Below are 16,482 nucleotides of genomic sequence, written 5' to 3'. Positions count from 1 at the left end.
GTTGATTCAGGCTGATGTTGAGGAAAGGGGCATCAGTGTTTTTCTTAGTCCTTCACATGGCCCGACTTGGCCACAAGCGTTTTTGTATTCTTCAATAATACAACAGAAAGCCTCGTGGGAAGATGGCTGGCTTTAAGTTTCTTAGTCTTACCCCTTGGGTAATGATATGGCCAAACTTGTGGTAAAATGACGCCTTTTAACGAAACTCATTTTATATATGCCATATCAAACTATTTATGATCAATTAAAAAAGCGTGCTATCGCGGCTCGGGCCGTACAGACTGGTCAGAAGGAGATGTCGGCGATTAAAAATGTTATCGCCGTGGCCTCTGGTAAGGGTGGTGTTGGGAAGTCGACGACTGCTGTTAATATTGCCTTAGCACTGGCTAAATCAGGGGCTGAAGTGGGCTTGTTGGATGCGGATATCCATGGACCAAACCAACCGTTAATGCTTGGAGTACAGAAAAAGCCTGAAATGCAGGCAAAGAAATTTATGCCGATTCGCAAGTATGGCATTCAATCCATCTCGATGGGTTATTTGATCGATCCTAAAACCCCTGTAATTTGGCGGGGCCCGATGGTCAGCCAAGCGCTGCAACAATTGTTTTACGGTACACTGTGGGAAGATCTGGATTTTCTGATTTTGGATTTGCCGCCCGGAACGGGCGATATTTCGCTAACGTTAGCGAAAAAAACCCCTATTGCGGGGGCGGTGATCGTCACTACTCCGCAGGACATTTCTTTACTGGATGCGGGTAAGGCGCTTACGATGTTTAAAAAACTAGGAATTGCTGTGCTCGGAATCGTTGAAAATATGGCAATGTACACATGTCCCCAGTGCGGCCACACCGAAGCTATTTTTGGCAGCGGTGGTGGTGAATCCATGGCGGTGGCCGATAACGTCCCTTTATTAGGTCGGTTACCGTTGCACATTGCCATCCGTAAAAACGCCGACGCTGGTACGCCGCTCGTGATGGCAGAACCCGAGAGCGATCTTGCGTCACATTATCGCACTATCGCATTTGCTTTAGTCGAGCAATTAACATTACAGCCCATTAATTATGCTAGAAAATTTCCAACTATCGTCGTCGAAGGAGGAAAATAATGCCAATTAAATCCGATAAATGGATTCGTCGCATGGCAGAATCCCACCAACTGATTTATCCGTTCGAGCCTAAACAGGTGCGTGAAACGCCGAGCGGAAAAGTAATTTCCTATGGAACGTCCAGTTACGGCTATGATGTGCGTTGTGCGGACGAATTTAAAATTTTTACGAATATTAACACTTCTATCGTTGACCCTAAAAATTTTGATCCTAAAGGATTTATTGATTTAAAAGCTAATGTGTGTATTATACCTCCGAACTCATTTGTCTTAGCGCGAACGGTAGAATATTTTAAAATTCCTCGGAATATCTTGACGATTTGTTTAGGCAAATCGACGTACGCGCGGTGTGGGATTATCGTAAATGTAACACCACTCGAACCTGAATGGGAAGGGCATGTAACGCTCGAATTTTCAAATACCACGAATTTGCCGGCTAAAATTTATGCCAATGAAGGTGTTGCACAAATGTTATTTTTAGAGTCCGACGAAGTTTGTGATATTTCTTATAAAGACCGCGGAGGAAAATATCAGGGGCAGAAAGGGGTCACCTTACCAGTAGCTTAGGATCTGTTGATAATTCTATATGGTGGTTAGAATTCGTTGATTGTCGCGCACTGCAACGAATTCTAACCACCATATAGAATTATCAACAGATCCTAAGGGGGTTAAATGAAAAAAAATTATTTTTATATTTCACCAGAAAAAATTGGTGGTAACTTAATGATTATACAGTCGTTTCCGCTCCTCAATCGAATAATCCTGTCCATCAGGTAAAAATCACCCCTAATTCTCTGGACTTTCCGCGGAACGACGTTGATATCCACTTCACTTTTCAGCCGGATGGCAGCCTCCTTGCCGATTTTTCGACCATTTCCCCAAAATCTGTCGCTTTCCCTATTGTTGGTGCAGGAGCCCAAACGTTGGTTCTTCCCGTTATGGGCCAAGGAAAAGTTATTCCGACAGAGGATAAAACTTGCTTAAAATATTTGGTTAATAATTTTGGATTACTGATAAGCAGGAAGGTACTGCAGGGTTGTCGATGCAATTCTTGGGAGCATCTACCAAAAATTTTCGACGATTTATAAATGATATCTATCAATAAAGAATTCTGGTACGGTATACAGAACAATAAATTATTACTCTATTATTGCGTACGATCTTAATTCACTCAATAGGGCTCAGCTCAGCGTTTCTATTACCACATAGTAATTTCCAATCCTACAGTTACGGCTATTTCGAAAACTTACTTAGCGGATAAAAAATAAAAAGATTAATTTGTCACGTTCGACCAGAAGCAAAGAAAAGTTCCCGATATTCAAAAGCTATATGGAGCACAATTTATTTATGGGACGATGAAACAGTAGGCGCCGCTAACGTTAACTGGCAATTATTATCACAGATAATATCAACTAATATTTTAAATTCTTCTTCTGACGCAGTTAAATAACTCATTGATATAGGGAAAATAAAATGTCATAACGATGTGATAAAATACTTAAGAGTAGAATCTTGGGTGGCTCGTTGGGATAAGTATAAATTTGAACAACTCATGAGTTTTTTTACTTGAAGTTCATTCTCTAATTATAAGCAATCGCAATCTCGGGAGTGCAATTGAATCCAAAATCCATTTCGCTACTGAAAAAGGTATCAGGTCGCTTTTTCTATCGGAAAAAGAGACCTTAATAAAAATTTGATTCAATCTGTTTTTGCCAATGCGATTAAAGCAGTTTCAGAATGTGACAATGGGATTTCTCATGGATGTTACAACAATTAAAATCGATAGACTTTCGTCGTGCGTAGCTCAGGTTTGATGATCGCTCATTAGGGATGTTACACAAAATTTTATCTAACAAGCCATAAAAGCTAGTTATCTAATTTCACCTTGCGATTCTTACAATTCAATTCAGCTTTTGAGTGAACTTAAAATGTCAACAGCATTATTCCAACATAATTCGGTTCTTTATTAAAATGATACGATCATTAATCAAGACGGTAAGTCTCTTTTAAGGTTTCTTGAATATAGGGAGGACTTTAAATTCCAGTTTTTCGATGTCAGTAGTGAAATATCGGCTTCAAAAGACATAATTATCAAGTCCCGTTTAATTCGTGGTTTTTTGATACCGATTGGACTGGTAAATTATATAATGAGTTTTCTAAGGCTCATTGCATGACGCAAGCGCAAGATGCCATCAATCGTCTCAACGCATGCGTTATGTTGTGCAACAGAGCTACTTAGTCAATTCTGACAGAGGATGGAGATGGCTAAGTGCTGGGCGTCATCACTTTTCGCTATGGCGATGTTACCGGCGGAATTTGGGAGGCTGACATACGTCGTCATAACCCCCCTATTATATGGGAAAATATTTTTCCCCTTGGGAGTTTCTCCCCGTTATGCTAAATAACTCCATTAAAACAAATGATTGTCACAATTTATTCTTCTCCTAAATACAGAACCCCTTTATATCAATTGGTTTATCACAAAGTGTCATTTTCAGCGATCACTAGGAATACCCCACATTTAAGTTTCCATAGGAAATTACGAATAATGTTCTGAGAACTTTTTTATATGATTATACGATGAAACATTCCTTGATTAAGACGAGCATTCAAGGAAGTCTTTTTTGTAGACTATTTTAGTTATATGGTTTAATACAGCATCCACAGTCATAGAAAAGATTTTAGCTAAAGAAGACTCTGTAGAAAAAATGTCTACGAAACTTCTTCTCTGTAAAGATCGTAAATAGTCTTATATTTCCAAGACCATTTTTTGGCTCTGGTCAGGTTCGCAGCATTCGTACCATATAGCTATCATTATACATTTTACTGCCAAATCGGCTTTCTCCTCCTTCTGGTATTCCGATGTCCCATCCACGGATACTCTAGTGTAGCTACTTAAAAAGATTGACAAAATTCATCTCACTTATACCATGAAACATCTTTATCGGTTAAAAATCGATTCACAGCTTCTTTAATATCTAAAAATTCTTGATAAAATGGATCCATTTTTCAGAGAAATTAAATTTCATGCTGAGCCGATCAAAAATTAAATAGACTTGTACTTTTATTTTTTGAAAATTAAAGGCTTTAAAATTTTCAAAATTAGGAGGTATCGGAGGAATATCCAGGCCGACTTCTTCATCAATAGATTGATTATTTAGAGTGGAAATTTTCTTTAATTCTTCTTTTCTGGAGGCACTAAAAAATGATTGAAAGGGGATGTTGATTCAAAAAAGTTTTATAGTTTTTTATGTTTAGAAGTTTCAAGTATTTTTATGTAATTAAACAGAGCGATTTTTGGATATGAGGAATAAAAAGCTATAGTTAGGTTTTCATCAATAGTTTCTTATTCCGTTTAGATGATATAAAACAGTGGAAAAGGTGGAAATATTCAGTATAAAAAATCAGCTGTTTGGTGACCTGCTCATCTGCACTCTCTAAAAATTATTTTTAAATTTTCTAAATTTATTAAACTCGATTTATTTTTACTGTTTAAAAAGTAAATCTGAGGAATTTAAATTTAATATATCTTTGATCTGCACGGTATTACCAAAATGAATAACGACAAATGCCAATAAGTCGGTTTTTTTCAGTTTTTCAAAGGAATCTTTAAAAAGAAGTTGGCAAATAGTTGGTTCTGTTTCAGTCATATAAGTTAGAAATTCCAATTTAATAAGGAATACGGAAACTTGTAAGCTTAATTCTTAAGTTGAAAAAAAACACTTCTGTAGAAAGAAGTCTAGCATTGTCATTAACTAAAGTTTTCTCTGTTTTCTCAGTAATTAGATTTTGGAAAGCCAAGTTAAATATAAATAGTGATATTAATTTCCATTTATCAATTATAGAATGAACTACACTAATTTATTTCAGTTGCTTTACAATTAAATATATTCTCTTATCTGAAAGTTTAATTTTAGCGTTTAATAACCTTATGTAAGACTAGACTAATGTACTTTTTAACTCATTAATAAAAATTTTGTCTGTTTTTTTTAGATCTTCTAATATTTTTAACTTCTCTAATAAGTTCAGTTTTTTCGATTCAGGAGAATCCATTTCTTTAACTAAAAATTCAATAAAATCCAACTTTTTGAGTAGACTTTGTCCTATTGCTTTCTTCTTCTGAATATCTATATAGATCTGCATAAGTTGTTAAGCAATATAAAATTTTTTAATTCATATATCTTATCAATTATTTCTGGAAGCGAAATCGGTTTTGTTAATTTTTCTGAGGAGATTAAAATTATTAGCTCCTCATATTAATTTAGCCTCTGAGTTTATGTTAAGTAAATTATCATCTAATTTTATTGATTCTTTATCAAAGTGTCGCCACATGTATCAACGGGTTATCTACAAAATATTAGAGGTTATTTTACTCATAAAAAACTACTTTTTTTAATTTTTTATTGATAAAATCACAATATAAATAAATATATTTAAAAAATAAAATAATATTTTCTTAAGGATTTAAATTTATAGTACAAAAATATTTTTTTGGTTTATTGATTTAAGGGAAAAATTTTATTTTTTTACATTTAATTTTTTTAAAAAATAAATTGATAAATTTTTTAAATTGCTATTTTTTTAATAGCAAAGATCCCTTGAGAACAAAACATTAGGGAATATTTTGACACAACTGACTTTTGTACCCAATCAATTCACAGCACATCAGCTCAATTGAAGGTTGTCTAAACAGCGTTCGTTTTTTGTTGAAATACTGTTCTCACCTACCCTTCCTTTTGTTAAAATAATATCCCGTTTTTAACGTAAAAAACGGGCGGCCTTATGACGCGATATATTTTCATCACCGGCGGGGTGGTTTCTTCCTTAGGGAAGGGCATTACATCTGCCTCATTAGGAGCCATCCTTGAAGCGCAAGGCCTCACGGTTATGCTCCTTAAGCTTGATCCGTACATCAACGTTGATCCTGGAACCATGAGTCCTTTTCAGCACGGCGAAGTGTTTGTCACCGAGGACGGGGCAGAAACCGATCTGGATTTGGGTCATTACGAGCGCTTTGTGAATGCAACCATGACCCGAAAAAACAATTTCACTACGGGTCGTGTGTATGCTGATGTAATCTGTAAGGAAAGGCGCGGGGATTATTTGGGAGGGACTATCCAGGTCATTCCTCATATTACCGATGAGATCAAGCTGAAGATCCGGGAAGGGACGGACGGTGCTGATGTGGCCCTCGTCGAAATTGGTGGCACGGTCGGAGACATCGAATCTTTACCCTTTCTAGAAGCAATTCGCCAGATGCGTATTGAGCTTGGTGATCAGCAGACCTTGTTTATTCATCTAACCCTCGTTCCTTGTGTAGCTGTCGCGAGGGAAATTAAAACAAAACCGACGCAGCACTCCGTAAAAGAATTGCGTTCCATCGGTATTCAACCGGATATTTTGGTTTGTCGCTCAGAAAAGCCCTTACCCGAGGCTGAGCGGGCGAAAATTGCTTTATTTACGAACGTTCCTGAACTGAGTGTGATTTCCTTATCGGATGTGAAATCCATTTACGAAATCCCGTTAATTTTACGTGACCAAGGTTTGGGGAATCGCGTCTGCGAAAAATTAAATATTGAAGCAACAGCGGCTGATCTGGATGATTGGAAAAAGGTGGTCCAAGCTCAGAAGAACCCTCACCATACGGTGACCGTTGCAGTGGTTGGGAAATACGTGGATCTTGAAGATTCTTATAAATCATTAAGCGAAGCCTTAATTCACGCCGGGATACACACAGAGACGCGGGTGGTGATTGAATATATGGATTCAGAAGCGATTGAATTGCATGGTACGGAACTATTAAAGAAAGTCGATGCGATTTTAGTACCGGGAGGATTTGGTTCTCGAGGCATCGAAGGAAAAATTTTAGCAGCGCAATATGCCCGCGAAAATGGCATCCCTTATCTCGGTATTTGTTTGGGAATGCAGATTGCCATAATTGAATTTGCTCGGCATAAAGCCCAAATGGGGCACGCCAACAGCACGGAGTTCGATCCGAAAACCCCCTTTTCTGTGGTTTCGCTAGTCAGCGAATGGATGGCAAAAGAAGGGATCATTGAAAAACGAGAATGGGGAGGCAACTTAGGAGGTACAATGCGGCTAGGGGGGCAGCCTTGTCGGCTAAAGGTGGACTCGCTGGCAAGGCGACTTTATGGAGAAGATAGGGTAATTGAACGCCATCGCCACCGTTACGAGGTTAACAATGACTTGATTGGAGAGCTGGAAAAAAAGGGGCTTGTGATTTCAGGTCGCTCCATTGATGACCGCTTAGTGGAAATGATTGAGCTTGCTGATCATCCCTGGTTTGTCGGTTGTCAATTCCATCCCGAATTTACATCCACGCCGCGAAAAGGCCATCCTCTTTTTATTGGCTTCATTAAAGCCGGTTTGGCACAGCAAAAGAGGCAAAAAAAGCTGTTTTGACAGTCCATTCGCAGGAAAAATCGGATTAAAAGTTCTATAAAAATAATGTAGATATAGTTTAAAAATTGTGAGTGGAGGGTGCCAATGAGGGTTATAAGAGTATTTTCCGCAATCTTACTGTATTAGATTAGCGGTTTTTGCCGTTTTTCAATCCTCTTTTACCAGCATTGAATCTTCAACAGTTAAAACTTACCAAACCATGGACGGGAGGAATCAGCTAAGATCTACAAAGTTGCTACCACTGACAGCCTCATTTACACTGCTCGACAACCCCAGCCAGCGGGCCTTCGACAGTTAAAGCAATTAAAAATAAGGCTTCGGTTAATTTAATAGCACAAAATGAAATCTCGCACTTCAAAGCGATAGTATTAAGCTTCTAATTAAATGAGAGCAAAGAGTTATGCTCTTGTGTGTCCGCCAGCGCAGACCTCGGCTCACAATCAGTAAACAACCCAACTTTTAATTGAGCAGAAACCGCTCGAGAAGGGGCAGTTAATTCTTTGATAAATCGTTGAGAAGAAGCAATTAGTTCTTCCAGGTGTTTTAGAGATAAGCTCTTCTATAGAATAGAAATAATGCCTTATTTGTGTCACACTGCTTTAAACGCGATCCTATTTCCTTTCTTAAGCTCTGTAGTGGATTGCCATTATCAGAGTGGAAGAGGAAACGACGAATAAAAAAAGGTAAAACACACAAGAAGATAATTAAAAATTCATTTAAAAGATGCTCTTGTTGGGCCAATACTCTGTATGAGTCCTTCAGTTAATGAAGGACCGGCAATAACATAAATTGCGGGGACAACTAGGCTCCAGACCATGTTAGTCATTGAAAATCATTCCAAGAATCTATCAAACTTCTCAATCCTCGATTGTAAAGCTCCGTCTGTAGGTGCCAGATTTTATCCAGAAATTCCTTTTCATTGAACTCGCTTTTGAACTCATTTCTGTTTTTAACTAGTTCTTCTAGTGACAAATAACTAAATCGTTTTTTATGAATCTTAACTAATTTTTCCCTACACTTCCTTTGATTTCTCGAAGGACTTAGGAATTCATAAATTGGAGATTTAGACTTTTTTAAAGTTTGTTGTAAGCTATCAATGAATTTTCGTACGACATTATTTATTTATGAATTTGGTTTATTATTTCGTTGTTCTTCAGCAGAATTCCCCGTTAACAACATTAAATGGATGAGGAGTTTGTTGAATAAATAGTATTCCAGAGGAAGCTTAGAAATGGCTTCTTTACAGGAAGTTCGTTTCGTAATTTTCCTAAGATATCAGCTAAATAATATTTAGAATAAAGAAGTTTTTCTTGAGCTTCTCTTCATTGATTATATATTTCTTTTTCTTTGGCTTAATAAAACGACCCCGCTGTCTTAGCGCTAAAAAGTAACTCTGTTCTTTCTCTAAACTTTCATCAGGAACGTTGCAAACGTTAGAAGCTAAATAAACAATCCTTTTTTTCTACTATTATCTACTTAATAAATATTTCTGAGAGAGATTCTCTGGCAGACGATTTAGGGTAACTTCTAACTCTTCATAGATGATGAAATATAAGTCCTTGATAGTCATGTTTTACCTCCTAATATAGAGAGAAATCAAATATGGCGATTTTAATAAAAATAAATTTATAAAGAATCCCCTAAACTTCAATTTTAGGAGCGCACTATGTACTTTAGAATAGCTTATTACAGGAAATTACTACAAGAATTTAATTTCAATGAATAAAAAATAAAAACAAGTCTTACAAATTAATTAAAATAAGTGTTTAAATTATTTAATTTAAATCCGATAGATTTGAAGAAAAAGAAGTAGTTACAAAAATTTTTTGAGAATATATATTCGTATGGCCGTACGGTAGAGCCCTTTTCTATAGTATTCATCAACGAGTTTTCTATCTTCAGTAAATCCACTTTTTCGATAAATATGAAGTTCGGTACGGTTGTCCTCATCATACTAAAAGATAAATTTTTGAAGGTTCAGGATGCTGAAAGCGTATTCCACAGTAAAATCAGTCGCTTCTGTGGTGTAGCCTTTGCCTTCTTCGCCCGGAGAAATGATAATAGCAAATTCACAGCGGCGATGAATAAAATCAATTTCCGTCAGTTCCACCAGACTGACTTTGTTATTCTTAAATGATAAACCGTCTTTCCGACTGATCACGGATATTTTTATATGAATCTCTTCCAGCTCACTATAGGATTATAAGGTTCTTCAAACCAGTAAGACATTATGGAAAGCTTATTATTTAATTCTCATCGACGAATTTTAAATCTTCTCTTTCCAATGTGGATAATCAAATTTTTCTGTCCTTGAGTGATATTCTCGACTTGATTTTTAGCAGTTATGTACTAGAGCTATATAATCTATTTTACTCATTTCCTAACCTTGCCAAGGAGGGCAGTTTATGGACGCCATTGATTTTCTTAGCAAAGAAGATGAAAATAGTTAGAAACGCATTTAGGGAAATTAAAGATGAAAGTGATCGGTAGGAAACTCAACGAAAATTATCCGATACGCTTTCTGCAATGCTTATTCGAGATGAAACCATGGGGAAAAAATTATGGCATCTGCCCCTCCCAAAGATCGCAGAAATGTTGAGTGAAAAAGAATTAAAAGAGATTTGGAAAGAAATGCAGGAGCTCACGAAGTCGATTAGTCATTGAACGATAAACTCAAAATCAGCATTATTGGGTGATTTGATAACGGTTGTATCTCTATAAATAAATAATAAATAATAACATGCGTCCATGCCCCAAATACTCATCATTAACCTTAACGATCTTTTGACGCTTAAAGAAGACCGAGGGCTCTTTATATTCATATTGGGTTCGAAATCCTGGCTTTAATTTGAATTTTGTGTAGTTCTTACCATTATTCTACCCCATTGAGTGGTAATGCGGGTGTTAAACAATTATTCTTTTAAAGTGGAGGGGTGATTTTACAGAGATAAGGGCTATAAATACGACCTTGAATGCTCCAAATTCGATACGAAGAAGTATAACAAGTTTTAGTCTTATCCAGCAATCGTCAATTACGTGCTGATTTTAGGAAGCAAGGGTATGATACTGTGGCGCTCTATTCAGAAGGTGAACCCAGGTGCACAGCCTTTTCAGTTGTACTAAGTAAGCATCGTTTTTTAAAAACAGTTTTATTTTGATATTGATAATTCACTGCTGGATCGAGCGATGAGTTTGGCAAAGGGGAAACAATTTTACATGAAGCAGTAGTTCGCGAGTTGACCGTTCTTTAAAGAGGTATATCCCGATGCTGAATTTATTATCCCAACTTTTTGGGTAAAGAAAGACGAAGGTAATGAGAATAGCCTAATTATATAGAGTCTTGCTTAAACACATCAGCTTCCGTTTTTCTCGAGGGTTGAATGGGGTAAGTTGGACGCTGCCTTTGAAATTAAAAGGTTAGGGCCTGATTAGCACGAAATAAAGTCTATCGTTATTCCTTGTCATCTTTGGCGAGGACTTAGATTTCCTCTAATGAAAGCCCGGTCTCTTTTGTGACAAGGGGGCATTCTCTGCTGTTCAAAGTTAGGGATGTTTAATTGTTGTGGCTGTTTACAAATCCCAGTAACTTCAATAAAGTGTGCTCATGCAAATTGCGGATTTTGAAATAGGGTTAAACAACCCCTTGTTTTTAATCGCTGGGCCTTGCGTCATCGAAAGTGAAACGCTGGTGATGGATGTGGCTGGCAAACTAAAGTCCATCACTCGGCAGCTAGATATGCCTTTTATTTTTAAGGCTTCTTTTGACAAAGCGAATCGTTCCTCTCATTTAAGTTATCGGGGTCCGGGAATCGAAAAAGGGTTAGCTATTCTCGAAAAAGTTAAAAAAACACTCGAGTTGCCGGTAGTGACCGACGTTCATGAAGATACTCCTTTGCAAGAAGTGTCAGCGGTTGTTGACGTATTACAAACCCCCGCTTTTTTATGCCGCCAAAGTAATTTTATTCGCAGCGTAGCTGCTTGCGGAAAACCTGTTAATATTAAAAAAGGGCAATTTTTGGCGCCATGGGAAATGAAACAAGTGGTCGCCAAAGCGTGGGCTACGGGAAATAAAAAAATTATGGTTTGTGAGCGCGGTTATTCTTTTGGATATAACAATTTAATTTCTGATATGCGTGCATTGGCGATTTTACGCGAAACCACTTGTCCCGTAATATTTGACGCCACTCATTCCGTTCAATTGCCGGGCAGACACGGCACAAGTTCGGGGGGGCAGCGGGAATTTGTGCCCGTGTTAGCGCGCGCTGCAACAGCTGCTGGCATTGAGGGTATTTTTATGGAAACTCATCCAGACCCTGATCGGGCTTTAAGCGATGGCCAAAACTCCTGGCCTCTAGCCAAAATGGAGCCCCTCCTAGAAATTTTGAAAGAACTTGATAAGGCAGTCAAGAGTGCGAGGTTTTTGGAACGAAGCTTTGAATGAAGTTTTTCGCATTTCCGTAGAAAAAACACGGTCCGCGCAAAAGATTCACCTAATTCGCGGGCAAGTAGCTCCCTTTATACACCTCGTTCTTAACAAGACCCGCAAAATTAGCCATTCCAGTCGATCAAAAGAGAGATTTGGTGTTATAGTAATCGCCATGACAGCGACCATCACTGATATTAATGCTCATGAAATTTTAGATTCGCGTGGTAATCCTACTCTACAAGTGTGCGTCACCTTGTCTTCACAAGTCTACGGCTGTGCGGCCGTGCCGTCAGGAGCATCCACCGGCGAGCGGGAGGCCGTTGAATTACGCGATAATGATCTTGAACGTTACGGCGGTGAAGGTGTTTTACAAGCCGTCGAAAACGTCAATGGTCCCATTCGCGACGCCTTGATCGGTCAAGATCCGCGCTCGCAAGAAGAAATTGATCGCATTATGATTGAGTTGGACGGCACAGAAAATAAAGCGAATTTAGGCGCTAACGCGATCTTAGGTGTTTCATTAGCTGTGGCTTATGCGGCTGCCAATAATGCGAATTTGCCGTTGTATCGTTATTTAGGAGGCGACGGCGGTCCTTTTAGTATGCCTGTACCCCTGATGAATATTATCAACGGTGGCGTGCATGCTACTAATAATTTGGATTTTCAAGAATTTATGATTGTCTCGGTTGGTGCGCCGACCTTTACTGAGGGATTGCGTTACGGAGCCGAAGTTTTCCACGCTTTAAAAAAACGTTTGGTTTCTCGAGGGTTAATGTCAGCGGTTGGTGATGAAGGGGGGTTTGCTCCCGATTTGCCGAATAACGAAGCAGCATTTGAATTAATTTTAGAAGCCATTGAAGATGCAAACTATGTTCCTGGAAAAGATATTTATCTTGCCTTAGATGCAGCTAGTTCTGAACTTTATCAAAATGGCCGTTATGATTTTGAAAACAATCAATTGACGAGTGAAGAAATGATTGATCAATTAACTGAATGGATAAAGAAATACCCGATTATTTCGATTGAAGACGGCTTATCAGAAAATGATTGGGCGGGCTGGAAATTATTGACGGAACGTTTAGAAAATAAAGTGCAGTTGGTAGGTGACGATATTTTCGTCACGAATCCAAACATTTTAGAAAAAGGCATTAAAAAAAATATCGCCAACACCATTTTGGTTAAACTTAATCAAATTGGAACGCTCACTGAGACGTTAGCTACAGTGGGATTAGCGAAAAGTAATAAATACGGTGTTATTATTTCGCACCGTTCTGGAGAAACGGAAGATACGACCATTGCTGATTTGGCTGTGGCGACCGATGCGAAACAAATAAAAACGGGGTCTTTGTGCCGCTCCGATCGTGTGGCAAAATATAATCGATTATTGCAAATCGAACGGGAACTTAATGATCAAGCCCCGTATGCTGGCAAGGAAGCATTTCTTTTTAACAGGAAGTAAAACGATATGCGGCCAATTATTGCGATTCTCATCGCGTTATTCGTTTTATTACAATATCAGTTGTGGTTCGCCGCCGGTGGAATTGTATCGGCCTGTCATTTGAATGAAAATATCAACCACCAAATAATGGAAAATCAAAAATTAAAAGACCGCAATACGGCATTATTGGCAGATATCGACGATCTAAAGCATGGTGCCGAGGCTATTGAAGAACATGCTCGAAATGATTTAGGAATGATAAAAAAGAACGAGGTATTTTATCAAATCATCAAATAAAAAACGCGGGCTGCTCGTTGGAGGACGACTAACGAGCGTCTCTATTGCTATTATGTTAAGCTTTCTTCCATGAAAAAAACGGCTACTCCAAAATTACGATTATTGCTTTCTAATGATGACGGCGTGTATGCCAAAGGATTAGCTATTTTGGCAAAAACACTGGCGAATTTAGGGGAAGTTGATGTGGTAGCGCCCGATCGCAATCGCAGTGGCGCTAGTAACTCATTAACCTTGAATGCGCCGTTACATATTAAAAATTTAGAAAACGGCATGATCAGTGTGGAGGGCACCCCGACGGACTGTATTCATTTAGCGATCACCGGTGTATTGCCGGAAATGCCTGATATGGTCGTTGCAGGAATTAATTCTGGTCCTAACTTAGGTGATGATGTTTGGTATTCCGGCACGGTCGCCGCTGCGATGGAGGGGCGGTTTTTAGGATTGCCAGCGCTAGCGGTTTCATTGGGTGGTGAATTGTTCCGTTACTATGAAACCGCAGCCAAGGTCGTTTATCAATTAATCCAGCGGATTGAAAAAGACCCTTTGCCACCGAGCACTATATTAAATATTAATGTGCCAGATCTTCCTTACAAGGAGTTAAAAGGCTTTGAGGTTACTCGGCTTGGCACCCGTCATCGGGCTGAGCCCACGATCCGGCAGATTGATCCTCGGGGCCACCCGATTTATTGGGTGGGTGCGGCGGGTCCCGAGCAAGATTCTGGTCCAGGCACCGATTTTTTCGCCATGAATCACCATTGTGTATCCATCACGCCGCTTCGTGCAGACCTCACCCATTACGAGGCTTTTGACCAACTGGCGAGCTGGGTAAAACGACTAGAAATGTGAGATGAAACGCTGTTTGATTGCAATCATTATCCCTTTTCTGTTGTGCGGTTGTTGTGTAGAAAGTGAAAACTTTGCGCCTGTCGTCAACGGCTGGCTTCAACCGAAGGCGCGATTAGGTTCTTATCGGGTCAAGCAGGGGGATACCATTTACTCGATTGCTTGGGCGTTCGGCCTGGATTATCAAGCCTTAGCGGCCGCCAATCGTTTAAGCCCTCCCTATCGAATTGAATCGGGTCAAACTTTACAAATGACGATAATTCCTCGAGGTGCGCACGTTTCTACGGGTTTTGCGGTGCTTCCTAGACGGCAGTCTCCCCCGCAGCTGCAGGCCGTCGTCCATTGGCGATGTCCTGCCAAAGGGCGCCTCATTGGGAATTATTCTGTCGGCATGGTGGGGAATCAAGGGATCAATATTGCAGGTCATTATGGTGAGATGGTCCGCGCCGCTTTCGATGGAGTTGTTGTTTACAGTGGTGCTGGTATACGAGGTTATGGTAATCTTATAATTGTAAAGCATACAAATGCTTATTTAAGTGCTTATGCGTTCAACAAACGGATCCTCGTTAAGGAAGGTAGTAGGGTTCGTGCTGGACAGAAGATTGCCGAGATGGGGCGTACTAACTCAGGACAAGTAATGCTTCATTTTGAAATCCGCCGAAATGGCCAGCCAGTGAATCCGCTTCGGTACTTGTCGTGAAGTTATATCCGAATTTCATTGAACGTGTCAGTGATAGGCATGGTCGAGGATTGCTAGTCGGGTTAAGGACGATAGGACTATGAAAACCAAAACTACTAAAAAATAAAAAAACCATCTAAGCGCAAGATTGAAAAAGAATGATAAAAAATATCGCCACAAAAAACCAATTAAGGCGATCGAACACAGTCTAATCTTTGCGAAAACCAAAAAGAAAACCACAGAAAAAGAAGAGGTAGAACTAACCAACGCTAAAGCGAAAACGAAAAAAACGCGAAACGTGTAACTCAGATCCCGCCTAAATCTATTTACGGGAGCTGGGGTTTCGACTACTACTTAATGCTAAGGAGGAATTGAAAACAGCGCGGCGTGTGCATAAAGGTGATCCTGAGGCATGGAAACAAATGATTGAAGCAAATTACGTTTGGTTGTAAAAATCGCGCGCCATTAATTATGTTAGTCATGGGCTACCTTTTCTCAATTTAATTGAAGAGAGAAATTTAGGACTCATGACCGCCGTTGCAAAATTTGACCCTGAATGAGGATTTCGTTTTTTAGCCTATGCGACGGGTGGATACGTCAAACTATTAAACGCGCGATCATGAATCAAAGCCGAACAATACGATTGCCGATCCACGTGATTAAAGAAATAAACGTTTATTTACGCAGCGCAAAAACTCACACAAGAAGTTGATCATGAAGCCACCCCAGAAGACGTCACACATTTATATTGATAAGCCCATTCACGAAATCCGGCGTATTATGGACTTAGCCGCCCAGCACAACGTCTATTGATGTGCTGATTTTGCAAAATGGTCAAAAACTAGTGGGTACCTTAGCGGATGATAATAACATCGATCCGGCCAGGTTAATTCAAAATGTCAACTTACAGGATCATATCGAACGTTGGTTAGCTCAATTGTGAACTCCATCGTGAGATCGTTATTTTGCGTTTCGGCTTGCATGAAAATGAAAAAGGGGCGCTAGAAGCGGTAGGTTTGACACACGAACGGGTTAATCAAATTCAAATAGATACCCTGCAGCAATTGCGCCGCATTTTGGAAATGGAAGGCGTCACTGGAGAAGAAGTATAAGATTGAAAATAACAAAAAACTGCCCCATCTTTCGCTCACGGGCCCAGCAGCAAAAGTACCCCATATGAGCGAAGCGAAATACGGAGACGATAGACGAGATCATTATTTTCCCGTATTCTGCTTTGCTCCATACGTATATTGTGAGTCCGTATTCTTAACA

At 39.2% G+C, this 16,482-nt stretch carries 7 protein-coding genes and 6 pseudogenes; 12 read left to right on the top strand and 1 reads right to left on the bottom strand.

The genetic code is table 11. The features are described from left to right. Positions 1–186: 186 nt before the first annotated feature. The 5 genes and pseudogenes from FIV31_RS04610 (at position 187) to FIV31_RS04595 (ending at position 7,907) form a co-directional block, all read left to right on the top strand. A pseudogene (locus tag FIV31_RS04610) lies at positions 187–1,105 on the top strand (Mrp/NBP35 family ATP-binding protein). After that, positions 1,105–1,671, top strand: a complete 567-nt coding sequence (dcd, locus tag FIV31_RS04605; protein WP_280123977.1) for a dCTP deaminase — start codon at positions 1,105–1,107, stop codon at positions 1,669–1,671. The pseudogene FIV31_RS04610 and the gene dcd overlap by 1 nt, the downstream one beginning before the upstream one ends. Positions 1,672–3,172: 1,501 nt before the next feature. Continuing rightward, complete coding sequence (locus FIV31_RS08530; protein WP_425278270.1) at positions 3,173–3,343, top strand: glycoside hydrolase; 171 nt, start codon at positions 3,173–3,175, stop codon at positions 3,341–3,343. Between the two features lie 2,543 nt (positions 3,344–5,886). Then, a pseudogene (locus FIV31_RS04600) lies at positions 5,887–7,556 on the top strand (CTP synthase). 55 nt (positions 7,557–7,611) lie between these two features. Next, positions 7,612–7,907: pseudogene (locus FIV31_RS04595) on the top strand (hypothetical protein). A 1,433-nt stretch (positions 7,908–9,340) separates the two neighbouring features. Here FIV31_RS04595 and FIV31_RS04590 read toward each other — a convergent pair. Continuing rightward, positions 9,341–9,812 (bottom strand): annotated as a pseudogene (locus FIV31_RS04590) (GNAT family N-acetyltransferase). A gap of 120 nt (positions 9,813–9,932) precedes the next feature. On the opposite strand from FIV31_RS04590, the pseudogene FIV31_RS04585 reads away from it, so the two are divergent. From FIV31_RS04585 to FIV31_RS04555, 7 genes and pseudogenes are all read left to right on the top strand, one after another. After that, positions 9,933–10,191: pseudogene (locus tag FIV31_RS04585) on the top strand (hypothetical protein). A 934-nt stretch (positions 10,192–11,125) separates the two neighbouring features. Then, complete coding sequence (gene kdsA, locus FIV31_RS04580) at positions 11,126–11,968, top strand: 3-deoxy-8-phosphooctulonate synthase (RefSeq protein ID WP_280123976.1); 843 nt, start codon at positions 11,126–11,128, stop codon at positions 11,966–11,968. Between the two features lie 157 nt (positions 11,969–12,125). Then, the gene (gene eno / locus FIV31_RS04575; protein WP_280123978.1) at positions 12,126–13,412 is read left to right on the top strand and encodes a phosphopyruvate hydratase; all 1,287 of its coding nucleotides are present in this window, start codon (positions 12,126–12,128) and stop codon (positions 13,410–13,412) included. 6 nt (positions 13,413–13,418) lie between these two features. Further along, positions 13,419–13,688, top strand: coding sequence for a cell division protein FtsB (gene ftsB / locus FIV31_RS04570; RefSeq protein ID WP_280123975.1), 270 nt, complete (start codon positions 13,419–13,421; stop codon positions 13,686–13,688). Between the two features lie 69 nt (positions 13,689–13,757). After that, positions 13,758–14,534 (top strand): 5'/3'-nucleotidase SurE, encoded by a 777-nt coding sequence (gene surE / locus FIV31_RS04565; protein ID WP_280123974.1) that lies wholly within the window; start codon positions 13,758–13,760, stop codon positions 14,532–14,534. 1 nt (position 14,535) lies between these two features. Beyond that, positions 14,536–15,231, top strand: coding sequence for a peptidoglycan DD-metalloendopeptidase family protein (locus tag FIV31_RS04560; RefSeq protein WP_280123973.1), 696 nt, complete (start codon positions 14,536–14,538; stop codon positions 15,229–15,231). A gap of 102 nt (positions 15,232–15,333) precedes the next feature. Next, positions 15,334–16,322, top strand: a pseudogene (locus FIV31_RS04555) (sigma-70 family RNA polymerase sigma factor). Positions 16,323–16,482: the final 160 nt, after the last annotated feature.

It is taken from the genome of Coxiella endosymbiont of Ornithodoros amblus, assembly GCF_019425495.1.
In the GTDB taxonomy this organism is placed as follows: domain Bacteria; phylum Pseudomonadota; class Gammaproteobacteria; order Coxiellales; family Coxiellaceae; genus Coxiella.
The sequence above is the reverse complement of the archived record's forward strand: the minus strand, read 5'-3'. Positions and strand labels throughout refer to the sequence as shown.

What these genes read in the sequence shown, in the direction of transcription:
- dcd (WP_280123977.1), top strand. Translation starts at nt 1,105, where the DNA reads ATGCCAATTAAATCCGATAAATGGATTCGTCGCATGGCAGAATCCCAC.
- eno (WP_280123978.1), top strand. Translation starts at nt 12,126, where the DNA reads ATGACAGCGACCATCACTGATATTAATGCTCATGAAATTTTAGATTCG.
- ftsB (WP_280123975.1), top strand. Translation starts at nt 13,419, where the DNA reads ATGCGGCCAATTATTGCGATTCTCATCGCGTTATTCGTTTTATTACAA.
- FIV31_RS04560 (WP_280123973.1), top strand. Translation starts at nt 14,536, where the DNA reads ATGAAACGCTGTTTGATTGCAATCATTATCCCTTTTCTGTTGTGCGGT.
- surE (WP_280123974.1), top strand. Translation starts at nt 13,758, where the DNA reads ATGAAAAAAACGGCTACTCCAAAATTACGATTATTGCTTTCTAATGAT.